This window comes from Arthrobacter sp. BE255 (genome assembly GCF_031457335.1).
In the GTDB taxonomy this organism is placed as follows: Bacteria; Actinomycetota; Actinomycetes; order Actinomycetales; family Micrococcaceae; genus Arthrobacter.
On the sequence record NZ_JAVDWK010000015.1, the window covers coordinates 71,460 to 93,234 of the forward strand.

The following is a 21,775-nucleotide window of genomic DNA, read 5'->3' on the forward strand; positions in this document are numbered from 1 at the left end:
GTTGAGTCACCAGCGGGGCAGGTCGGCGCTGTACTCGGGCATAAACCGCTGCATGTAGCCAGTGTCATCCCGTGCGGTCATCTTTGCGTCGAGGTACTGCTGGTGCAGTTCCGCCAGTTTTTCCCGATCCAGCTCCACTCCGAGGCCCGGACCGGCCGGCACCGCTACGCTGCCATCAACAAAGCGCAGGGTGCCGGGCTTGACGACGTCGTTGTGGCCGTTCCATGGGTAGTGCGTGTCGCAGGCGTAGGTGAGTGCCGGCGTGGCCGCGGCAACGTGCACCATGGCGGCGAGGCTGATGCCCAGGTGCGAGTTGGAGTGCATGGACAGGCCGATCCCGAAGGTCTGGCAGAGGGTTCCCAGTTCCCGGGTGTGCCGAAGGCCGCCCCAGTAATGGTGGTCGCCCAGGATCACCTGGACCGAGTCCAGTTCCACACTGCGTTTGATGTGGTCAAAAGCCACCACGCACATGTTGGTGGCCAGGGGCATGGCCGCCGAAGCCGCCACCTGCCCCATTCCTTCGAGGCCGGGGGTGGGATCTTCCAAATACTCGAGGAGGCCGTCAGTCTGCCCGGCCACCCACTTGGACGTTTCCACGGTCCATGCGGTGTTGGGGTCCAGGCGGAGCGGCAGGTCGGGGAAAGCCTCGCGGAGGGCCCTGATGGCTTCGATTTCCTGGGCGGGTGGAAAGACGCCGCCCTTGAGCTTGATGGATTTGAAGCCGTATTCGGCGATCATCTTGCGGGCCTGCCGCACAATGCCCTCTGGGTCCAGGGCTTCGCCCCACTCATCGGCAATCGCCGGCCTGCCGTCCAGTGCCGGATGCTCAGCCCATTTGTAGAACAGGTAAGCACTGAAAGGGACTTCATCCCGGACGGTGCCGCCCAGCAGTTCACTGACGCTCCGGCCTGTGGCATGGCCTTGGATGTCCAGCACAGCCACCTCAAAGGCAGCGAATACAGCGGCACGTTCGAAGACGGACGGTTCCGCGGCGAGCGCTTCATTGATGAGCTGTTCCATCAGGGACGTGTCAAAGACACTGATGCCCTTGATGGCGTTGGCGCCAACGGCGAGGTTGGCCAGCCTGCTTTGCCCGCCTGCGCACTCTCCCAGGCCTAGGAGTCCGTTGGCTGTGCGGACCTCAAGGACGACGCGATGCACCAGCGGTTCGTGCACGCCGACGGCATTCAGCAGCGGAGGGTCGGAGAACGCGATGGGCGTGATGGTGATGTCCGTGATTCTCAGGTCGGCCGCCGTCGTCTTGGGTGCGGCCTGAAGGGTGGTGCTGGTATTCATGGAACTTCTTTCGGTGGGACGGCTGCGGCAGGATCCGGCGCTAGCCTTTGGTGGCGCCTGAGGTGATGCCGCGGATCATGGAGCGCTGCAGGAACAGGTACACCAGCAGGCTGGGGATCATGGCCATGACAGCTCCGGCCAGGAGCACGCCGGGTCCAACGGTGGTGTCGTTGCGCAGCACGGACAGGGCAACTGTGAGGGTGTAGTCGCTCGGGTCATTGGCGGCGATGAGGGGAAGCAGGTACTGGTCCCAGACCATCATGAATCCGAAGATGCCGATCACCCCGAGGGCGGGCTTGCAGAGCGGCAGGATGATGGTGAAAAGCATGCGGAATTCGCCGACACCGTCCAGCCTGGCTGCTTCCTCGATCTCGGCCGGGATCTCCTTCATGAATTCGCTCATGATGAAGATGGAGAAGCCCCAGATGCCGACGGGAAGGATGACCGCGAGGACCGTTCCCCGGAGGCTGATGCCGAGCAGCGGCAGGTCTCCGAGCACCAGGGACAGCGGGATGCCGATGACTTCCTCGGGCAGCATCATGGTCATCAGGACCAGCAGCATCACCAGGGCCTGCCCGCGGAACTTCTTGCGGCTCAGGCTGTAGGCGGCGAAGACCGAGACGGTCATCTGCAGGAGGAGTCCGCCACCGGCAATGACCAGGGAATTGAGCAGGTAAGCCCACAGTCCCTGTTGCTGTGCTGCCTGGAAGTTCTGCAGGGTGAACGTCTTCGGAAAAAGCGAGATTTCCGTGGGGCTGGAATTCCGGTCGAAGGCTCCGGAGATGATGGCGACGAACGGCAACGCGAAGATGCAGAACACCAGGACGCAAAGCGCGATACGAAGGATCATGTTGATCCCCAGCCTGGGCGACCAGCCCAGGGCCGAATCAAACCGGGCCGAGGAGGACACGGGGCGGGTCCGTGTTGCGGACCGTGTGCGCAGTTGGCTCATTGTTCTGCCTTCCTTCGGGCCAGGAACTGGGTACCTACTGTGAGCAGCAGGGTGACCACCAGCAGCAGGACTGCGGCGGCGGAGGCGACGCCGATGTCGTTGCGTTGAAAGCCCAGTGAATACATGCGGGTCATCCAGACCTCCGTGGATCCGGCCGGTCCGCCACCAGTGAGGACATAGACCTCCGTGAAACTGCGGAGGCTGCGGATCGCGGCAAGCGTCAGCACGATCACGATCGATGGGCGCAGCGCGGGCAGGGTGATGTAGCGCAGCCGCTGCCAGATGGTGGCACCGTCGACGCCTGCCGACTCATACAGGGACCGGTCCACGCCGGTCAGGCCGGCAAGGATGATCACCATGTTGTAGGGTGCGCCGCTCCAGATGCCGACGACGGCGATGGACCAGAGCGCGGTATCCGTACCGTTGAGGAACTGCAGTGGCTCGAGTCCGGCCCAGCCGAGTATGGTGTTCAGCGGCCCGTCGGACGTGGGGAAGTACAGGATCCGCCAGATCTCGCCCACGACGGCCAGTGCCGTCACCACAGGCAGGAAGATAGCGGTGCGAAGGACCCACAAGGACCGCGCCTGGCCCTCCAGGAGCAGGGCCAGGACAAATCCCACCACCAGGGCGCCCAGGGTCTGGGTCAGGCCGAGAACCACCGTGTGGCCCAGGGCGTCCAGGAAGCGCTGGTCGGTCAGGACGTTGGCGTAGTTGTCGAACCCCACAAACACATCGCCCAGGAACGGCTGCACCTTGAACAGGCTCAGCCTGATGCCCTCGACCATGGGGATGAACTTGAAGTAGAGGCCAAGAACCGCTGCCGGGACTAGGAACAGCCAGATAGCGAGGACTTGCGTGCTGTTCTTGCGCTTCCTCGACGCCGGCGGTGGCTTCGAAACGCCCGCAGCCCGGGAAACTCCCGCAGGCTTGGTTGGGGTTACGGTCATGATTTGGCGTTCTGGCTCGTCAGCTCGTCGTTGATGGCCTTGTCCAGTTCCTGGAGGCCCGAAGCGACGTTATCGGCGGCACAGTCGGACACGATTTTGTTCAGGCTTTCAGCAGCGGCCTGCTTGATGGGAACAAAGTTGATCGCCGACGGAAATGCCTGGGAGGAGCTCTTCAGTGCCTCCTGGACCACTGCCCACCGGGGGTCGTTGTAGACCGCCGCTGCATCAACGTCGGCGTTCACCGGAACCCGGACAATGGGCTGCTTGCCGGCAGTCATGCCCGCCTTCTGGCCGTCCGCGGAGACCAAGTAATCAATGACCTGCTTTGTCTGGTCCTTCTTGCCGTTGCTTGCGGTGACGTAGATGTTTTCGCCTTCGGCCAGCACGGTGCTGTCCACCGAACCCTTGGGGGCCGCGACCACCTCGTACGTGTCCTTGCCCAGGGCCGTGTCGAAGGAAGCAAAGTTGTACGGACCGGTCAGGATGATGCCGGTTTTGCCTGTCTGGAAGAACGGTGAGGCCACGCTGGTTGCTGCCGTGAGCGCACCAGGCTGGGTGTTTCCGGGTGTGCAGAACTGCTGCTTGATCCAGCTGACGCCCTCCTGTGTTTCGGCGGCGGATGCGTTGGAAGTGAACTTGCCATCGCCTTCGTCGGTCAGGTAGCTGCCGCCGTCCTGCCAGATATAGGAGGAGGCCCACCAGCCGAGGTAGCCGCGCTCGGTGGAGCCGGGAACCGTCATGCCGTACGTATCTGCCTGGCCGTTTCCGTCGGGATCCTCGGTGGCGAACGCAGTGGCAAGCCGGGCAAGGTCCTCCTGGGTCTCCGGGATCGGCAGACCCAGCTTTTCACGCCAGTCTTTGCGGATCAGGGTGACCATGGTCTGGCGGGAGAAGGGGACACCATAGCTGGCGCCGTCCAGTCCAACAGTCTCGTCCCAGAGCGAATCCGCGATCTTGTCGTTGCCCGACACCGTGGATTTGTCGATTTTCTGGAGGTATCCCTGGGCGGTGTAGTTGCCGAGGGCGGCGGAATCGTTGACGACAAGATCCGGCAGTTTTTTCGAAGCCGCCCTGGTCTGCAGCTGCTGGTCCAGGTCCGGCACGCCCTGAAAGTTGACCTGCACGCCAGTCTTGGCAGTGAATTCCTTGAACATGGCCGCGTAGGTGGTGGCAGCGTCTGTGCCGGCGCGGGCCCAGACCTCGATCGGCTGGCCGTCATCGGTGGCCGCCGGAGCTGACCCGCCGGCGCAACCGGTCAGGACTGCCGCGGAGGCAATGGTCAGCGCCACGGCAGTGCGGGAGCGGGACTTAATTCTCGAATCCACTTTGATTCTCCTCTTTTTACATATGTAAATCACTGTTACTATGTGAAACGTACTTCATGAGAGTATGATCGCCATCACAGACTGTCAACTGCAGGAGGAACATTGTCAGCAACACCGGAGGCCCACACCATCGCCCTGACAGGTGCTGCCGGGATGATGGCTTCCCTGCTGCGGCCCTACCTGGTGGAAGTCGGACACAGTGTCCGGCTTATCGACCTGGCGGAAGCCCCTCAGCCCGGTCCTCGCGAATCCCGGTATGTAGGTTCGGTGGCCGACGCTGACTTCATGAACACCGCGCTCGCCGGTGTCACGGCAGTGATCCACCTTGGCGGGCTCCATCGGGAGAAGCCGTGGGAAGAGTTGGTGACTACCAACATCACCGGCACCCAAGTGACGCTGGAAGCGGCGCGGAAGAACGGCGTCAAGCGCGTGCTCCTGGCCAGTTCCACCCATGCGGTGGGCTTTCACGCCTCCGCGGCGGCCGGCCTGGACACTGTCCTGGCTCCGCGGCCGGACACCTATTACGGGGTCAGCAAGGCAGCAATGGAAGCCCTGGGCAGCCTCTACGCCGACAAGTTCGGGATGAAGGTTGTCAGTGCCCGGATCGGGACAGGCGGCGAGCGGCCGGACAACGCCCGCACGCTCGCGTCATGGCTGTCTCCGGCGGATTCCTACCGGCTGGTCGAGGCGACCCTGAATGATCTGGGCGCCCCTGGCCATCACGTGCTGTGGGCCGTCTCGGCCAATTCACGCGGCTGGGCGGACCTTTCAGCCGGCCGCCGGATCGGATTTGATCCGCAGGACAACGCAGAGGACTTTGCCGCCTCGGTCACCAGCCACCGTGAAGGCGAAGAGTGGGACAGCCTCCTGGGCGGGTTCTGGGCCAGCAGTGGCCATCAGCTAGGAGTGGACAACTACCCGCAACTGGCCACGAAGTGAACTACCGTACTGTAGGGACGAGCCGAAAGGGAAGGCAGCAATGACACCGCTGGAGGAGCAGCCCGGCGACGGCGGCGGGTCCGCCGGAGACGTGAAACTCGTTAAATCCGCTGAGCGCACGATCGCAATCCTTGAATTGTTGGCTGCCGCCCCCCAACCTTTGACGACTGCGGAAATCTTCAAACAGACCGGGTACCCGCGCTCCAGCCTCCACTGGCTCCTGTTGACGCTCCTTGAGCTGAACTGGATTGAGCAGAGTGCGGAAGGCGCCTATCGGATCGGCACGCACGCACTCCTCTGCGGCACCGCCTACCTGGACCGGGATCCGGTCATGGAGCACGTCTCCGGGGTGCTGGAAAAGGTCCGCAACGCCACGACGTTCACCACGCACTACGCCCGCCTGGACCGGTCAGATGTCATCTACTTGGCAACCCGGCAGGCTGTGGACCGCCGCCGGCTCTCGTCCCGTGTGGGCCGAAAACTGCCCGCCCAGGTGACGGCGCTGGGCAAGGCCATCCTGTCCGAGTTCACCGACGCGGAGGTCCGCCAGCGGATCGGCGCCGGTCCCTACGACCAGCTCACGCCCAATACGGTGCCGGACTTCGAAGCATTGCAGGCTGAACTGGCCGTGTTCCGCCGGACCGGCCACGCTGTGGAGAGAGAGCAAAATACTGTGGGACTCTGCTGCGTCAGCGTGGTGGTGCCGTACCGGATCCCGGGCACAGATGCCATCAGCTGCTCCATTCCCACCGAACTGGCCACCGAGGAAGTCCTCCGCAACACGGTGGCCACACTGGAAGCGGCCGCCGCCGAGCTGGCCAGAACCCTGCGGGTGGCCGGTATCCGCTAGCGCATGCCCTCCCGGCGGATGGCCGTGGCGATCGCCGCGGCCCGGGTCTCCACGCCGAGCTTGGCGTAAATGTGCGCCAAATGCGTTTTGACCGTGGCCTCGGAGATGAACAGCCGCTGGCCCAGCTCCCGGTTGCTGAGCCCCTGGGTCAGGAGGCTCAGCAGCTCAGCCTCCCGCGGCGTCAGGACCTCGTCGGGGTTGCGGAGCTGCTGGAAGAGCCGCGAGGCCACGGGAGCACTCATCACGCTTTTCCCTTGCACTGCTCCGCGGATGGCGGCGAATATTTCGTCCGGGGAAGCGTCCTTCAGCAGGTAGCCCATGGCCCCGGCGTCCACCGCCCGGACGATGTCCGCGTCCGAATCGTAGGTGGTGAACACCAGGATTGCCTGCCGGCCATTGCGCTGCCGCAGCTGCTTGATGGCCTCGATCCCGTCCATCCCGGCGCCCATGGCCAGGTCCATCACCACCACTGCCGGGGAGTGCTGTTCCACCAGCCCCAGGGCCTCCTCGCCGGAGGCGGCCTCGGCCACCACGTCAAAGTCGGGCTGCGTGCCCAGCAGTGCCTTGAGGCCGCTCCGGACCACCAGGTGGTCGTCCACCAGGAGGACGGTGATGCCGGTCATGCGTCATCCTCTGACGTTTGCTGCGCAGGGGTCGCTAACTGCACCCGAACCGGCACTTGTGCGGCCACGATGGTCCCTTCGCCGGGGTTGCTTTCCACCGAGAATACGCCGCCCAGCTGCTCCACACGCTGGCGCATGGCCCGCAGCCCGTATCCTCCCGCGTCCGACGGCGGTGCTGCCGCCAGCGGATCAAAGCCCGTCCCGTCGTCGTAAATGTCCAGGGTGACGGAGTCCGGGAGGAATCCCAGCGTCAGGGTTGTGGTGGCGGCGTGTGCGTGCTGCTGGATGTTCGCGGAGGCGCTCTGGACCACCCGCAGCAGGGTGTGCCGGACCTCGGCCGGGACGTCCCGGGGCTCGCCGGTGACGAGGAGCCGGGCCTGCGGGACGTACTGCGCGGCAGCCTGGTGCAGCGCCTCGGGCAGCGGCGACGCCTCGAGGCCCGGGGCGGCGAGCTCATGGACCAGGCTGCGGGTCTCGGCGAGGTTCCGGCGCAGCAGCTCCGCAGCCTGGGTGAGCTCCTGGCGCGAACTTTTGCCTGGCCACGAACGGTCAGCGGCCTCCAGGAGCAGCAGGCTGCTGGCCAGGCCCTGCGTCACGGTGTCGTGGATTTCGCGCGATACGCGTTCGCGTTCGGCGATGGTGCCGGCCCGGCGCTCGCTGGCCGCCAGCTGCCCCTGTGCCAGCGATACCTCGGCATGGAGGCGCCGCTGCTCCGCGGCGTCGTGCTCGATCCGGTCATAAATCAGGGTCAGCATCGCGCCGACAGCGAGCGGCCCCAGCAGCATCGCGAGGTCCGTGCCCTCGCTGAGCCGGAACAGCCCGACGGCGGTGGCGGCCGCCGTCGCGCCCGCAGCCACGTAGCCCACAGCGCCTCGAAAAGCGGTGCGGCACAGGAAGAAAATCGCAAAGGAGCACCACGCAAAGCTGGGTGCGGCGATGACCAGGGCTGCCCAGACGGCCACAAACACGAGCATCCATACTGCCCACGGGCGTCCCTGCCGGGCCAGGACGGCGATCACCGCATACAGCGCGAACACCCCTGCTGCCAGGCCGAGGACCAGGAGGTTGTCCGGCAGGCTGTGCCGCATGGCATAGCGGACGCCCGAAGCCACGAGCAGGACAGCTAAGCCCAGATGGACGGCGGCATCGATCCGGCCGAGCCGGCTGGCTGCCGGGGCAGGGTGGGCAGGCCGGGCGGATCCTGTGGTCAGGGCTTCAGGGGGAGTGGCAGGCGAGGGCATGGGGTCCGGTTCAGGTCAGAGGAGTTCCTCTCCCATGCTATTGCCCGCGCCGTTGCTGGTCTCTCAGCCTTTTGGCTGATGCTGCTGGCCTTCCGGGGGACGGGGGCGCAGCCGAAGGCCCGATGTTTGTTCCGGCGGGGCTGGACAGGATGGATGGAGCCGATGCCCGTTCCAAGGGATCCCATCATCGTGAGTCCATCAGCATGAGGAGAACACCGTGAAGAAGTCCAACAAGATTGCCGCTGCCGCTGCCGCCGGAGCATTGCTGCTGACCGGAGGGCTGACCGCCGCAGCCAACGCCGGAACCAGCCAGGTGGCCGCCCCGGCCGCGGTGCCCGCCGTCGATATCCCGCAGGCACCGGAAATAGTGGTGGCGCAGAACCGCATCAGTGTTGGCGCCTCGTCCGATGCCGTCAGCGCAGCCCTCGCCAAATGCCAGGCGGACAAGCTGCCGTTCGTCACGGTGGCCCTCGTGGACCGGTTCGGAACCGTCCAGGCGCTCCTTCGCGGCGACAACGCCGCCGAGCACACGATCGAGGCTGCCAAGCAGAAGGCCTACACCGCGGCTGCTTTCGGTGCACCAACCAGTGAGCTGGCCAAGCGCATCAACGGCAACGGACCCAGCATCGCCGACCTCCCCGGCACCCTGTTCCTGGCCGGCGGCGTCCCGCTCAAGGTCAACGGCGTCTCCGTGGCGGGCATCGGCGTGGGCGGCGCCCCCGACGGCAACCTGGACGAAGCCTGCGCCACCGCCGGCGCCGACGCCATCGCCGCGCTCGCAGCCAGCCCGGCCAAGTAGGCTCGGCTCCATGAGGCGGTTCAGGACCTGGCGGTTCAGGACCTGGCGGTTGAGGACCCGGCGGCGGGCACGCCGTCCGGCACCCCTGCTGATTCTGGCGGGCGGCGTGGCAATGTGCCTTGTGGCCTGCCAGGCGGGTCCCGGCGAGGCACCACGGGGCGAGTCGCCGCCGTCGTCCGTCCTGTCGGGTCCTGAAACGTCCGCTCCCGCCACGTCCGCCCCGCCTGCCCCCACCCCCGCAAACACCGCGGGGCCGGCCTTGTCCGCCGAGGCGCAGGCCCGGCTCGACCAGGAGCTGGTCGCCGCCGCGAAGGCCAACAACGTGGCGCTGGTGGGTGAGCTGATTAGCCGCGGCGGCAACGTGAACGCGAAGGACGCCATCCAGGACTCCGCGTTCCTCTACGCAGGGGCCGAGGGGTTTAACGAGGTCCTGCGGCTGACGCTGGCGGCCGGCGCCGACGTCGCCAGCACCAACCGTTACGGCGGGACGGCACTGATCCCGGCCAGCGAACACGGCCATGTGGAGACGGTCCGCATCCTGCTTGCCGCCGGGGTGCCCGTGAACCATGTCAACAACCTGGGCTGGACCGCCATGCAGGAGGCCATCCTGCTCAACGATGGCGGGCCCAGGCAGCAGGAGGTGGTCCGGCTCCTGCTGGAGGCAGACGGGGATCCGGACATCCGGGATCCCCAGGGGCGGACGGCCCTGCAGAACGCAGAACGGCTGGGCTTTGGCGAGATCGCTACCGTGATCCGCGCCCGCTAGCTGCCCCCCAGTCCAACGCGGGGTCAGATCCTGCCCAATAATCCGATCCGGAAGGGCGTAATGTGACCCCGCGTTGCTTCTTAGACGGCCTCGAGGACGCTGACGTAGTTGGCGATGCCTACGCCTCCCATGTTCTGGACGGCGGCGCGGCGCGGGTTGGCCAGCTGCATGTCGCCGGCGGTGCCGGTGAGCTGCATCGCGGCGATGACGTGCTGGGACACGCCGGTGGCGCCGACAGGGTGGCCCTTGGCCTTGAGGCCGCCGGAGACGTTGACGGGCAGCTTGCCGTCCTTGAAGACCCAGCCCTCCTCCAACGCGCGGGCCCCCTCGCCGGGTCCGGTCAGTCCCATGGCCTCGTACATCAGCAGCTCGGCGATGGTGAAGCAGTCGTGGACTTCGGCGAAGTCCAGGCCGTCAAGCCCGACGCCGGCCATCGCCAGGGCGCGCTGCCAGGACACCCGGGTGGCCGCGAAAGCCGTGGGATCCCGGCGTTCAGCCGGGAAGAAATCATTGGCCTGGCCGAAGCCCGCGAGCCGCACCGGCGCAGTAGCCCCGCCGGTTGGTGAGACGGACAGCACGACGGCGGCGGCGCCGTCGGACACGGGGGAGCAGTCGGTGCGGCGCAGCGGGTCCGCGACCATCGGGTTCTTGTCCGAGACGGTGCGGCAGAACTCCTCGCCGAGGTCCTTGCGGAGCTGGGCGTAGGGGTTGTCCACGCCGTTGCGGTGGTTTTTCGCAGCGATGGTGCCCAGGACGTCGCCCAGCTGTCCGTCGCCGCGTCCGTAGCGTTTCCCGTAGTGCTTGGCGACGTCGGCGAAAAGCCCCGTGAAGCCGGTGGTGGACGTCTGGCCGGCCATGTCGTAGTCGGCTCCCAGCAGGGCGGCTCCCACAACGTCGGCACCGGCGTGCGTCATCTTCTCGGCGCCGATCACCAGGACGGTCTTCGCCGTGCCGGCCAGCAGCGTTTTGGTGCCCTGCTGGAACGCGGCCGAACCGGAAGCGCAGGCGTTCTCGACACGGGTGGCCGGGACGTTGGCCAGGTCCGGAGAGACCTGCAATGCCAGGGATGACGGGAAGGCCAGGGGCATCATGCCGGAGTTGAACTGGCCCAGATAGATCTCGTCGATCTGGCCCGGCTCAATGCCGGCACTGCCGATGGCTTCCGTGGCCACCTGGACGATCAGGGACTCAAGGGTCTCTTCCGTCAGTTTGCCGAACCGGCTGTGGCCCCAGCCGGTGAGCAGGACGTCTTTGCCGAACTGTTCCTTGAGGCTCATGCTGCCACTTCCTCGTTGTCGAGCTGGACGTCAAACACGGCTTCGGTCTTCCCGCGGATTTCGTCCACGGTGACCCCCGGCGCAAGGCGGGTCAGGGTGAGCTGCCGCCCGCCGCCGTCGTCCGCTTTCACAAGGTCAAAGACTGCGAGGTCGCTGATGATCCGGTCCACGCAGCTGAGCCCCGTGAGCGGGAGGGTGCATTCGGTGACGATTTTGGCGGTGCCGTCCTTGGCGTTGTGTTCGGTGAGGACCACAACCCGCGGTGTCCCGGCGACGAGGTCCATGGCGCCTCCCATGCCCTTGACCATCTTGCCCGGGATGGTCCAGTTGGCGAGGTCGCCGTGGCCGGAGACCTGCATCGCGCCGAGGATGGCGACCTTCACGTGGCCGCCGCGGATCATGCCGAAGGACGTCGCTGAGTCGAAGATGCTGCCGCCGGGCAGGACTGTGACGGTCTGCTTGCCGGCGTTGATGAGGTCGGCGTCCTCCTCGCCGTCGTAGGGGAACGGGCCCATGCCGAGCAGGCCGTTTTCGCTCTGCAGGACCACGCGGACGCCGTCGGGCAGGTTGTTGGCCACCAGCGTGGGGATGCCGATGCCCAGGTTCACGTAGTCGCCGTCGTTCAGTTCCTCGGCCGCGATGGCAGCCATTTCATCCCTGGTCCAGGCCATGGGGGTCTCCTTGTTTAAAAAGTTTCGCGGGCTTAAGTGTTCGTTCGCGCTGTGGAGCGGTACTAGGCGGGGACGTGCTCGGCGGTGCGCGGGCGGACCGTGCGCTGTTCGATGTCCTTCACCCGCCCGGACGCCTGGACCAGGCGCTGGACGTAGACGCCGGGGGTGACAATGTGGTTCGGATCCAGCGTCCCGGGTTCCACGATGACTTCCGCTTCCGCGATGGTGACCGCACCGGCCGTGGCCACCACGGGGTTGAAGTTCCGGGCGGTGTACCGGTAGACCAGGTTCCCGTCCGTGTCCGCCGTGTGGGCGTGGACCAGTGCGACGTCGGCGCGGATGGCACGTTCCTGCACGTACGTTTCGCCGTCGAACACCTCGTGCGGCTTGCCCTCGGCTACTAACGTGCCGACGCCCGTTTTGGTGTAGAAGGCGGGGATGCCGGCGCCGCCGGCGCGGAGGCGTTCGGCGAGCGTGCCCTGCGGGGTGAACTCCACCTCCAGTTTCCCGGCGAGGTACTGCTCCGCGAACAGCTTGTTCTCACCCACGTAGGAGGCGATGACCTTGCGGACCTGTCCGGCTTCAATCAGGACCCCCAGGCCTTTGCCGTCCACACCCATGTTGTTGGACACCACGGTGAGGTCCCGGACGCCGGAGTCACGGACGGCCTCGATCAGGTCAGCCGGGATGCCGCTCAGGCCGAAGCCGCCCACGGCGAGGGTGATTCCATCCCTCAGGGCATCGTGGAGGGCGTCGGCAGCGCCTGTTTTGAGTTTCGACATGCTTTTCTCCTCATTGAGAGCGGGGGCGTTGGGCGGAATTCCACTTTATGGACAATGGCTCTGGTTTCGGAGCGTACGGGAGTGGATTGGGGACTGTCAAGGCATCAGAATTGCCTAAATCGTGGCATTTTTACAGTGTGGACGGTACCCTGAGCGGAGTCCACAATATGGATACTTTGAAGCTTGAAAGGTCGTACATGAACCAGAATCCCGTGCAGGGCGCGCAGGTTGTCAGCCGCATCGCCGGACTGCTGCGCATCGCCGGCCGCAAGCCCGAAGGCAGCCCGCTGGTGGAACTTGTGAAGGAGTCAGGCCTCACCCGGCCGACGGTCCACCGTCTGCTGACCTCGCTGGCGGCGGAAGGACTGCTGGACCATGACGGCCGGACCGGCAATTGGGTCCTCGGGCCCGAAATCCTGCTGATGGGGTCCGTGGCGTCCGCAAGGTTCCCGCTCGAGGAGATCGCCCGGCCCAGCCTCCGCCGGCTGGCGGAGGAAACGGGGGAGAGTGCGTTCTTCTCCATCCGCCGGGGAGTGGAGACGGTCTGCCTGCTCAGGGAGGAAGGCAGCTTCCCGGTGCGTTCCTTCGTGCTGCATGAAGGAGTCCGTTTCCCGCTGGGCGTTGCCTCGGCCGGGACGGCGATCATGGCGTTCCTGCCGGAAGCGGAGCAGGAACAGCTGCTGGCATCCTGGGCAGGCCATGCCGGCGCGTTCGCCGCAGCGCACACGGCAGAAGTTGTCCGGGCAGGCCTGGCCAGGACCCGGCAGGCAGGCTACTCGGTGAATCCCGGCCTGGTGCTCGAAGGCAGCTGGGGGATGGGTGCCGCCGTCTTTGACCAGGCGGGACGGCCGGCGTGGGCACTTTCCCTGACCGGCATCGAACCGCGCTTCCGCGAGGACCGGCAGGAGTTCCTCGGCCGGCTCCTGATGGAAGAGGCGCACCGGATCACGAACAAGCTGGGTTCCCCCGCCAAGGAACTGTTGTGACGTCGGGCGGGGCGTGCCTACGCTAGCCGTAGAGTGCCAAACACCCGAAGGAGCCCAGGGACATGAGCACGAACGTCTACTTCGAACAGTACGGCGATCCGGAGGTTTTGAAGATCGGGCCGGAGGAGCTGCCGGAACCCGCGGCCGGCGAGGTGCGCGTGGAGTTCCGCGCCATTGGCGTCAACCCGACGGACTGGAAACTGGTGGCTGGGCACTTGAGCAAAGTGGCGCCGCTGGACCTCCCCGAAGTGCCGGGCAGTGAGGCCGCCGGAGTGGTCACGGCGGTGGGGCCCGCGTTTGAAGGCTTCACTGTGGGCGACGAGGTCATCTGGAGCGGCTTCACGGGCGGCTACCGGATGGAGGCCGTTGTGCCCGCCGATCAGCTCACGCCCCTGCCTGCCGGCGTCGATTTTGAACAGGCGGCCTGCATTCCGGTGGCGGGAGGCACTGCCTATTCGGCCCTGATGCAGGTGGGAGTAGGCCCGGGAGACACAGTGCTGATCCATGCGGCGGCCGGGGGTGTGGGGTCCGCTGCCGTCCAGATTGCCCAGGCTTTCGGCGCCCGCGTGATCGGCACAGCATCGGAAGCCAACCAGGACTACCTGCGGGAGCTGGGCGCGGAGGCCGTTCCGTACGGGCCCGGCCTGGCGGACCGCATCAGGTCCGCGGCCGAGGAGGCCGGAACTGTCACCGCCGTGCTGGACGCCGTGGGGACCGAGGAATCCGTGGCGGCAACGCTCGAACTCCTCCCGGACCGCGGCCGGGCCGTCATCACCGCTCCGGGCAAACAGTCAAAGGAAGCCGGGATCGCCGCCGTGCAGCAGCAGGAGGGCCGGATCATGGACGTGGCCACGCTCGCGGCGGAAGGCCTGATCACGTTCACCATCGCGCATCGGTTGCCGCTGGTCGAGGCGGCCGAGGCGCTGGAACTTAGCCGCAGCGGCCACGGCCACGGCAAGATCGTCCTGCTGCCCTAAGGAAGCTACCGAGCAGGATCGCGAAGGTTGTGCCTGTGCTGGACCATGCCCGCCTAAGGCCGGCCCGGCGCTCCCCGGAACCTTAGTCCTTCCACCAGGTGTCGAAGATTGTGACGGGGACTGTGCGCTTGTGGCGGGTGCGCAGGTACTTCTCTTCGATCTTTTCTGCTACCTCGTCCGGCACGTCGCGGCCTTCGAGGTAGTCGTCGATCTGGTCGTACGTGATACCCAGCTCGTCCTCGTCGGTGCGGCCGGGCTTGCCGTCCAGGAGGTCGGCCGTGGGCACTTTCTCCCAGACGCGTGCGGGGGCTCCCAGCTCGGCCAGGAGTTCACGGTTCTGGCGCTTGTTCAGGCCGAACAGGGGCAGGATGTCCGCGCCGCCGTCGCCGTATTTGGTGAAGAAACCCGTGACCGACTCGGCGCCGTGGTCGGTGCCGATGACCAGGTAGTTGTGTTCGCCGGCCAGCGCGTACTGGGCAATCATCCGCGTGCGCGCCTTGGTGTTGCCCTTGTGGAAGTCGGAAATCCCGTTTCCGACGGTCTTTTCGAACTCGTCCTCGAAGCCGTCCACGGCGGCGGAGATGTTGAAGGTCCACTCCGTCTTGGCCTGGACGAAGTCCAGTGCCGCTTGGGCGTCGTCCTCGTCGTGCTGCACGCCGTAAGGCAGGCGGACGGCCACGAAGTTGGCCTCCACTCCCTCGGCCTCCAGCTCCTCAACGGCAAGCTGGGCCAGCCGGCCGGCGAGCGATGAGTCCAGGCCGCCGGAGATGCCCAGGACAAAGCCCTTGGTGTGTGTTGCCTTGAGGTAGTCCTTGAGGAAAGCGACGCGTTTGCGCACCTCCCCGACGGGATCGATCCGGGGCTGCACGCCCATTTCTTCAACGATTTTGGCCTGGAGTTCGCGCATGTGTCCCAGCCTAGCCAGCAGTGTCAAGAACGCTCAACTGTGTCCTTCGGAGCCAGCCCGGTGGAGCCGCGGACCGTGAGGTGGGTGGGCATCACCGAGCGGCTGCGGGTGCCGCCGCCTGCCAGCGGATTCAGCTGGGCCAGCAGCATGGAGACGGCTACGCGGCCGGCCTGCTCGATGGGGGAGCTCATGGTGGTCAGGGGAGGGTTGCAGAAGTCTGCACCAAAAATGTCGTCGCAGCCCACAATGCTCATATCCTCGGGAACGCGCAGCCCGCGTTCGCGCAGCCGCTGCAGCATGCCGATGGCAATCAGGTCGTTGAAGGCTAGGCAGGCGGTCACTCCGGAGTGGACAGCAGCGTCAGCCGCGGCCGCCCCGGACTGGGTCTTGGGCGCGAACGGTCCAAGCCGCCGGACTTCCACGCCGCGTTCCTCTGCCGCCACGGCCAGGGCGGTCCATCGCCGGGAGCTGGACTGGGACGTTGCGGGCCCCGCGATGTAGGCAATCCTGGTGTGTCCCAGCGAAACGAGGTGGTCCAGTGCTTGGCTCGTGGCTGAGGGAGTGTCGATGATGACCGCCGGAACGCCCGGAACGTCCCGGTTGATGACCACCAGGGGCATGGTCGAAGCCGCTGCCAGCAACGCCTCATCAGTGAGCCGGGAGGCAGCAACAATGATTCCGTCAGCGCTCTTTTGCAGCTGGTCAACGGTGGTGGCCTCCACTTCGTCGGACTCCTCCGTGTCCACCAGCAACTGGGTGTACCCGGCTGCCTTCAGCTGGAGTTGGGTTCCGCGGATCAGGTCAAAGTAGAAGGGGTTGGTAATGTCCGGCACCAGTACCCCAACGGCAGACGTCCGGCCCGAGCTCAGCGCCTTGGCCTGGATGTTCGGCCTGTAGTTCAACGCTGCCGCCGCGGCCTCGATTCGTTCGCGGGTGCGGATGTTTACCCTGTCCGGTGTGGAAAGCGCGCGTGAAACGGTGGAAGCCGCGACTCCGCACCTGGCGGCGATGTCGTGGATCGTGGCAGGGCGGTCGGCTCCTGCGGCTTGCGTCGTCATGGCGCTCCTCTCTGAACGGAGGACGGGGAGGCTATGACCGTTGCCACAGCTGCATCCGCCAAGAATGCCACGATCAGCCAGCTATTGGCAATCGGTTGTCATTTGTTGGCGTGATGCCTAGACTTGCGGGAGTACCGTTCTGTGAACCGAGTCACCCACGCGCCGTAGCTGGAATCCACGGCTGCCCCTGCCGCGCGGGTCCTACCGAGGAGATTCCCTTGTCCCAAGCATCATCCGCAACCTGGCAGCTCTCAGGATTCGGGGACGAAATTGATCCTGATCCGGAAATCCAGGCGTCTGTGCTGCTGGCACTGGGCGCCAGCCATATCGAGGTCCGCAGCGCCTGGGGGACAAACGTCTCGGAGCTGTCGGCCGAGCAGGTTGCCGCGCTCAAGGAAATCCTCGATGCCAAGCGCCTCAAGGTCTCGGCCGTAGCAAGCCCCATCGGCAAGGTGGACGTGAGCCTGCCCGTGGAGCATGAGGTGGAACGGCTTCGCCAGATCATCTCCGTGGCCAAAGGCCTGGAAACCAAATACGTCCGGATCTTCTCGTTCTACCGGGCCGAAGGCCGGACCCCGGAAGAAATCCGCGACGACGTCCTGGTCCGCATGGGTGCGCTGGCCGCGCTCGCCGAGGAATCCGGCGTCGTTCTGTTGCATGAGAATGAAAAGGACATCTACGGGGATACGCCGCAGCGGGTGCTGGACATCATGGAATCTGTGAACTCACCGGCCCTGCGCGTCGCCTGGGACAACGCCAACTTCGTGCAGGTGGGCGTCAAACCGTACACGGACGGTTACGCCATCCTGCGCCCTTACCTTGAGTACCTCCAGGTAAAGGACGCGCTCTCCACCACCGGCGAAGTGGTGCCGTCAGGCGAGGGCGACGGCGAACTCGACGCCACTATCGCCGCGCTTAAGGCTGACGGCTTTTCCGGCTTTGCGTCACTGGAACCCCATCTGGCCAGTGCGCATGAGCTGGGCGGTTTCTCGGGACCGGTGGCTTTCGGCATCGCGGCCCGCGCCTTTGCCGCGCTCGCGGCGAAGAACGGGGTTGAATTCTCTTGATGACGACGGCGGCGGTCATCGGCTGCGGCGATGTGTCCGCCGTGCACTTCGATGCGGTTGCAAAGCTCGACGGCGCCACCCTGGTTGCGGTCTGCGATACGGATCCGCAGCGGCTGGCTGCCGCTGTGGACGGCTGTGGCGTCCCCGGCTTCGCCGACCACCTGAGCCTTATCGAGGCAGTCCGGCCCGACGTCGTGCATATCTGCACCCCGCACGACCAGCATGCGTCGGTGGCAGCGGACTGCCTGGAGCGCGGCGTCAACGTCATCGTGGAAAAGCCGCTGGCACACACCCTCGCGGAGGGGCGCCGGCTGGTTGAGGCCGCCTCAGCGGGCACCGCGAAGATCGCAGTCTGCTTCCAGAACCGCTACAACGCCACGGCGCAGGCCATGCATGCCATGCTGTCATCCGGCGAACTCGGGCCAGTGGTGGGGGCATCGGCGACGGTGATGTGGCAGCGGGTCCCCGAGTACTACCAGAGCAGGCCGTGGCGGGGTACCTGGGCGGGTGGCGGCGGCGGACTGATGATGAACCAGGCCATTCACACTGTGGACCTCCTTCAGTGGCTGGTGGGGGACGTTGTCTCCGTCACTGGCAATGCATCCACGCGCTTCCTGGGCGAAGCCATCGAGGTGGAGGACACGGCGGAATTTGTTGCCCGGCACGCCAACGGTGCCCGCAGCGCCTTTTATGCCACCCTGGCCAATTCCTTCAACGCCCCGGTCACGCTCGACGTGGTTACCGATCAGGCCGTACTGAGCTTGCGGGGAGACCTGACAGTGACGCATGCGGACGGTCGGGTGGATGTCATGCCGGAGCGCACCAGCGAATCCGGGGGCCGGTCCTACTGGGGCGTTTCGCATGAGCTCCTCATCAACGATTTCTACGCCCGGCTGGATGAGCCCGGACCTTTCTGGATCAGCCCGGCCGAAGCTGAAAAATCGCTGCGGATCATCAAGGACCTCTACCGCCAGAGCTACCCGGACTCGGTTCACCTCGTTTCCTGACCACACGGCACGATGGCCCTTGACGGGCCCACAGCACCACGGAGGAAAACAATGGCCACTATCGGCGTACAAGCGATGATGCTCAAGGGCAGCTTCGCTGAGATCGGGCCGTTCGAAACGCTCCGCAAGGTCAGCGCGATCGGGTACAACGCCGTCGAAATCTCCCAGATCCCCATGACTGCTGGCAACGTCGCTGAACTGGACCGTTCCCGCAGCGAGCTTGGCATGGACATTGCCGCACTGTCCGTCGCCGTCGAGGCGCCCAAGGCCATGCCCACCGATTCGCTCAAAGAGAACTTCAGCAAGATCGTGGACGACGCAAAACGCCTGGACACCAGGCTCCTGCGGATCGGCATGCTGCCCTTCCCGGCCATGAAATCAATCGAGGCCGTGGTGGATTTCGCCAAGCGGGCCAACGGATACGCGGAGCGCCTGCAGGAACACGGGCTCGGCCTGTATTACCACAACCACCACATCGAGTTCGCGAAGTTCGACGGCACGTACATGCTGGACCTCATTGCCGAGAATTCCCCGGCCATCGGCATGGAAATTGATGTGCACTGGGTCCAGCGCGGCGGCCTGGATCCGGTCCGCACCCTGGAAAAGTACGCCGGCCGGACCGCCATGGTGCACCTGAAGGACTACCGGATCGGCCAGCTGCCGGAGTCCGCCTTTGGCATGCTGGAAAGCGGGGACGTCGCGGGCTTTATGGCCGAATTCAAGGACGTGGTCCAGTTCGCCGAAGTAGGCGAAGGCAACCTGGACTTCCCTGCGATCATCCCGGCCGCGCAGGCTGCAGGCGCCGCGTACCTGCTGGTGGAGCAGGACGAACTCTACGGCCGGACAGTCTGGGACGCGCTGCAGACCTCCTACGACAACCTGACGGCCATGGGCCACGCCGGGCTTTTCTAAGCACCGACTTCCGGCAACTGGTTCCGACAAGCTCAACCAACGAAAAGGACAAACAACTGTGAGCACGAAAGTACGCCTTGGCATCATCGGCCTGGGCCAGCAGGGCGGCGCCTACGCCAGGTTCATCACGGAAGGCATGGTCCCCAACATGGTGGTCGGCGCCATCTGCGATACCGATCCGGCCAAGAAGGAAGTTGCCTCGGCCGCGTACCCGGACGCGCCCTTCTATGACGACTACATCGCCATGCTGGAAAGCGGCGACGTCGATGCCGTCGTTACGTGCGTCCCGCACTTCCTGCACCCGGAAATGGGCATCGAAGCCCTCAAGCGCAACATCCACGCCCTTCTGGAAAAGCCGGCCGGCGTCTACACCAAGCAGGTCAGGGAACTGAACGAGTTCGCGGCCGGCAAGCCGGAACTCTCCTTCGGCATCATGTTCAACCAGCGCAACAACCCGCTGTACAGGAAGCTCAAAGAGATCGTGGAAAACGGTGAGATCGGCAAGATCCGCCGCAGCAACTGGATCATCACCAACTGGTGGCGTCCGCAGGGCTACTACAACTCCAGCGAATGGCGCGCGACGTGGGGCGGCGAAGGCGGCGGCGTCCTGGTCAACCAGGCACCGCACCAGCTGGACCTGTGGCAGTGGATCTGCGGAGTGCCCAAGTCCGTGTACGCGAAGGTGGCCTTCGGTTTCCGCCGCGACATCGCCGTCGAGGACGAAGTCACCGCGGTGGCTGATTACGGAGACGGCGTCACCGGCGTCTTTGTCACCGCCACGCACGACCTCGTGGGAACCGACCGCTTCGAAATCCTGGGCGACCAGGGCAAGATCGTCGTCGAAAACTCCAAAACCGCCACCGTCACCCGCCTGGTCAAGCCTGAGCGTGAACTCAGCGACGCCATGGACATGGACGACGTCCGCAGGCTGTTCATGGGCGAGCTGAATCCGGAGCAGTACTACACCACCGAGGTCATCGAGTTCGACTCAGTCTGGGGCGGCCAGCACGCGGGTGTATTGGAGAACTTCGCCGCCAACATCCTGGACGGCACCCCGCTGCTGGCGCCGGGCTCGGACGGGATCAACGGCGTCCGCCTGGCCAACGCCATCCACCTTTCCAGCTGGACCGGGACCGAAGTGGGCCTGGACTTCGACGAGGACGTGTTCCTGGCCGAACTGAACAAGCGCATCGCGGACGAAGGCAAGTTCCCCGAGCGCTCGTAACGTCTGCTCCGCCACATCGGCGGGCCGGTTGCTTTTCCGATCATGGCAACCGGCCCGTTTTTGTTGCCAGGCCGTCTACGATGGAGCAGTGACTGAAGCGACGAACGCCGGAGCAGCAACCGCCCCCACTAAACGCGGACGGGAAGGTAAGTCCAACCCCACCATCTACGACATTGCCAAAGTTGCCGGCGTCAATCCGTCCACCGTTTCCCGTGCGCTCAGTAAGCCGGGACGGGTCAGCGCCAAGACGCAGAAACTCATCGAGGATGCCGCTGCCGAGCTGAACTACCAGGTCAACCCGTTCGCCCGGGCGCTGCCAACGGGCCGGACCAGCACGTTCGGCCTGATCGTCGCGGACATCACCAACCCCACCTTTTTTGACATCATCCGCGGGGCCGAAACCACCGCCACCGTGCGGGACTACACGCTGGTGCTTGCCGAGTCCGCGGAGTCCGCGGTGACCGAACTGACGGCCGCCCGCCGGATGATGGCCACGGTAGACGGCCTGATCCTGGCGAGTCCGCGCATGGACGACGACAACATCCGCACGCTGGCCCGCGACAAGCCCGTTGTGGTCATCAACCGCGAGGTCGACGGCGTGCCCTGCGTTGTCCCGGACGTCGACAAGGGCATCAGCGAGGCAGTCCGCAGCCTGGCCGCCAACGGGCATAGGAAGCTTGCCTTTGTTGCCGGGCCGCCGCAGTCCTGGATGTCCGCGCGCCGCTGGGAGGGCATGCAGGCCGCGTGCGAGTGGTCCAGGCTGGACGCCGTGCGGCTCGAATCCACCAAACCCACGGTCGACGGCGGCCGCCAGGTGGCGCGCGACGTCCGGGCCAGCGGTGCCACCGCAGTCCTGACCTACAACGACCTCCTGGCCATCGGCCTCATGCAGGAACTCCAGGCCGCGGGCGTGGTGGTCCCGGACCAGATCAGCATCGTGGGCTTCGACGACATCTTCGGTGCCGACTTCACCACTCCGCCGCTCACCACTGTCCGTTCGCCGCTGGGGGAGTGCGGCTCCGGCGCCGCAACGCTGCTGCTTGACCTCCTGCAGGGACTGGGGGAAGGCGCCGGAACCCTGCGGGTGGAAACCGAACTGGTGCTGCGTGGCTCGAGCGGGCGGCTCCTCCCCGCGGGCTAGCTCCGCGGCCAGCAACTGTAATGGCAA

The 21,775-nt window shown here is 65.6% G+C and carries 22 protein-coding genes; 11 read left to right on the forward strand and 11 right to left on the reverse strand.

What is annotated here, in order from left to right; translation table 11 throughout:
* Positions 1-6: 6 nt before the first annotated feature.
* From J2X42_RS20905 to J2X42_RS20920, 4 genes are read right to left on the reverse strand one after another with little or no spacing between them, the layout of a single operon-like run.
* On the reverse strand, positions 7-1,296 hold the full coding sequence (locus J2X42_RS20905; RefSeq protein WP_310167855.1) for a glucarate dehydratase family protein: 1,290 nt from the start codon (positions 1,294-1,296) through the stop codon (positions 7-9).
* Between the two features lie 40 nt (positions 1,297-1,336).
* Complete coding sequence (locus tag J2X42_RS20910; RefSeq protein ID WP_310167856.1) at positions 1,337-2,248, reverse strand: carbohydrate ABC transporter permease; 912 nt, start codon at positions 2,246-2,248, stop codon at positions 1,337-1,339.
* Positions 2,245-3,195, reverse strand: a complete 951-nt coding sequence (locus tag J2X42_RS20915) for a sugar ABC transporter permease (protein WP_310167857.1) — start codon at positions 3,193-3,195, stop codon at positions 2,245-2,247. The genes J2X42_RS20910 and J2X42_RS20915 overlap by 4 nt, the downstream gene beginning before the upstream one ends.
* Positions 3,192-4,520 (reverse strand): extracellular solute-binding protein, encoded by a 1,329-nt coding sequence (locus J2X42_RS20920; RefSeq protein ID WP_310167858.1) that lies wholly within the window; start codon positions 4,518-4,520, stop codon positions 3,192-3,194. Before J2X42_RS20920 ends, J2X42_RS20915 begins: the two co-directional genes overlap by 4 nt.
* 102 nt (positions 4,521-4,622) lie before the next feature.
* Between J2X42_RS20920 and J2X42_RS20925 the strand changes: the two genes are divergently transcribed.
* Together J2X42_RS20925 and J2X42_RS20930 are read left to right on the forward strand one after the other, a co-directional pair.
* Positions 4,623-5,459: an NAD(P)-dependent oxidoreductase gene (locus J2X42_RS20925; RefSeq protein WP_310167859.1), complete on the forward strand. Its 837-nt coding sequence runs from the start codon at positions 4,623-4,625 to the stop codon at positions 5,457-5,459.
* A 40-nt stretch (positions 5,460-5,499) separates the two neighbouring features.
* A complete protein-coding gene (locus J2X42_RS20930) occupies positions 5,500-6,309 on the forward strand; it encodes an IclR family transcriptional regulator (protein ID WP_310167860.1) in 810 nt (269 codons plus the stop codon).
* On the opposite strand, the gene J2X42_RS20935 is transcribed toward J2X42_RS20930, so the two are convergent.
* Entirely contained in the window at positions 6,306-6,932 is a 627-nt protein-coding gene (locus J2X42_RS20935) for a response regulator transcription factor (RefSeq protein WP_310167861.1), read from the reverse strand. The genes J2X42_RS20930 and J2X42_RS20935 overlap by 4 nt on opposite strands.
* Complete coding sequence (locus tag J2X42_RS20940) at positions 6,929-8,173, reverse strand: sensor histidine kinase (RefSeq protein WP_310167862.1); 1,245 nt, start codon at positions 8,171-8,173, stop codon at positions 6,929-6,931. The genes J2X42_RS20935 and J2X42_RS20940 overlap by 4 nt, the downstream gene beginning before the upstream one ends.
* 217 nt (positions 8,174-8,390) lie before the next feature.
* Between J2X42_RS20940 and J2X42_RS20945 the strand changes: the two genes are divergently transcribed.
* A complete protein-coding gene (locus tag J2X42_RS20945) occupies positions 8,391-8,972 on the forward strand; it encodes a heme-binding protein (RefSeq protein WP_310167863.1) in 582 nt (193 codons plus the stop codon).
* A gap of 10 nt (positions 8,973-8,982) precedes the next feature.
* Positions 8,983-9,738, forward strand: coding sequence for an ankyrin repeat domain-containing protein (locus J2X42_RS20950; RefSeq protein ID WP_310167864.1), 756 nt, complete (start codon positions 8,983-8,985; stop codon positions 9,736-9,738).
* An 80-nt stretch (positions 9,739-9,818) separates the two neighbouring features.
* Here the strand turns inward: J2X42_RS20950 and J2X42_RS20955 are convergent, their stop codons facing one another.
* The 3 genes from J2X42_RS20955 to J2X42_RS20965 form a co-directional block, all read right to left on the reverse strand.
* Positions 9,819-11,015, reverse strand: a complete 1,197-nt coding sequence (locus J2X42_RS20955; RefSeq protein WP_310167865.1) for an acetyl-CoA acetyltransferase — start codon at positions 11,013-11,015, stop codon at positions 9,819-9,821.
* Entirely contained in the window at positions 11,012-11,686 is a 675-nt protein-coding gene (locus J2X42_RS20960; protein ID WP_310167866.1) for a CoA transferase subunit B, read from the reverse strand. The genes J2X42_RS20955 and J2X42_RS20960 overlap by 4 nt, the downstream gene beginning before the upstream one ends.
* A 62-nt stretch (positions 11,687-11,748) precedes the next feature.
* On the reverse strand, positions 11,749-12,468 hold the full coding sequence (locus tag J2X42_RS20965; RefSeq protein WP_310167867.1) for a CoA transferase subunit A: 720 nt from the start codon (positions 12,466-12,468) through the stop codon (positions 11,749-11,751).
* A 197-nt stretch (positions 12,469-12,665) separates the two neighbouring features.
* Here J2X42_RS20965 and J2X42_RS20970 point away from each other — a divergent pair, with 197 nt between their 5' ends.
* Both J2X42_RS20970 and J2X42_RS20975 read left to right on the forward strand, forming a co-directional pair.
* Positions 12,666-13,454, forward strand: coding sequence for an IclR family transcriptional regulator (locus tag J2X42_RS20970; protein WP_310167868.1), 789 nt, complete (start codon positions 12,666-12,668; stop codon positions 13,452-13,454).
* Positions 13,455-13,516: 62 nt separating this feature from the next.
* Positions 13,517-14,431 carry an NADP-dependent oxidoreductase gene (locus J2X42_RS20975; protein WP_310167870.1) on the forward strand — a complete coding sequence of 305 codons (915 nt, stop codon included), beginning with the start codon at positions 13,517-13,519 and terminating at the stop codon, positions 14,429-14,431.
* 82 nt (positions 14,432-14,513) lie between these two features.
* Here J2X42_RS20975 and nadE read toward each other — a convergent pair whose 3' ends face one another.
* Entirely contained in the window at positions 14,514-15,338 is an 825-nt protein-coding gene (nadE, locus tag J2X42_RS20980; RefSeq protein WP_131133442.1) for an ammonia-dependent NAD(+) synthetase, read from the reverse strand.
* Between the two features lie 23 nt (positions 15,339-15,361).
* The gene (locus J2X42_RS20985) at positions 15,362-16,396 is read right to left on the reverse strand and encodes a LacI family DNA-binding transcriptional regulator (protein ID WP_310167872.1); all 1,035 of its coding nucleotides are present in this window, start codon (positions 16,394-16,396) and stop codon (positions 15,362-15,364) included.
* Positions 16,397-16,614: 218 nt separating this feature from the next.
* On the opposite strand from J2X42_RS20985, the gene J2X42_RS20990 reads away from it, so the two are divergent.
* From J2X42_RS20990 to J2X42_RS21010, 5 genes are all read left to right on the forward strand, one after another.
* The gene (locus J2X42_RS20990) at positions 16,615-17,463 is read left to right on the forward strand and encodes a sugar phosphate isomerase/epimerase family protein (RefSeq protein WP_310167873.1); all 849 of its coding nucleotides are present in this window, start codon (positions 16,615-16,617) and stop codon (positions 17,461-17,463) included.
* The gene (locus tag J2X42_RS20995; protein ID WP_310167874.1) at positions 17,463-18,470 is read left to right on the forward strand and encodes a Gfo/Idh/MocA family oxidoreductase; all 1,008 of its coding nucleotides are present in this window, start codon (positions 17,463-17,465) and stop codon (positions 18,468-18,470) included. Before J2X42_RS20990 ends, J2X42_RS20995 begins: the two co-directional genes overlap by 1 nt.
* 51 nt (positions 18,471-18,521) lie before the next feature.
* Positions 18,522-19,382, forward strand: a complete 861-nt coding sequence (locus J2X42_RS21000) for a sugar phosphate isomerase/epimerase (RefSeq protein ID WP_310167875.1) — start codon at positions 18,522-18,524, stop codon at positions 19,380-19,382.
* Positions 19,383-19,440: 58 nt separating this feature from the next.
* Positions 19,441-20,607, forward strand: a complete 1,167-nt coding sequence (locus J2X42_RS21005; protein WP_310167876.1) for a Gfo/Idh/MocA family oxidoreductase — start codon at positions 19,441-19,443, stop codon at positions 20,605-20,607.
* 88 nt (positions 20,608-20,695) lie between these two features.
* Entirely contained in the window at positions 20,696-21,748 is a 1,053-nt protein-coding gene (locus tag J2X42_RS21010; RefSeq protein WP_310167877.1) for a LacI family DNA-binding transcriptional regulator, read from the forward strand.
* Positions 21,749-21,775 lie beyond the last annotated feature (27 nt).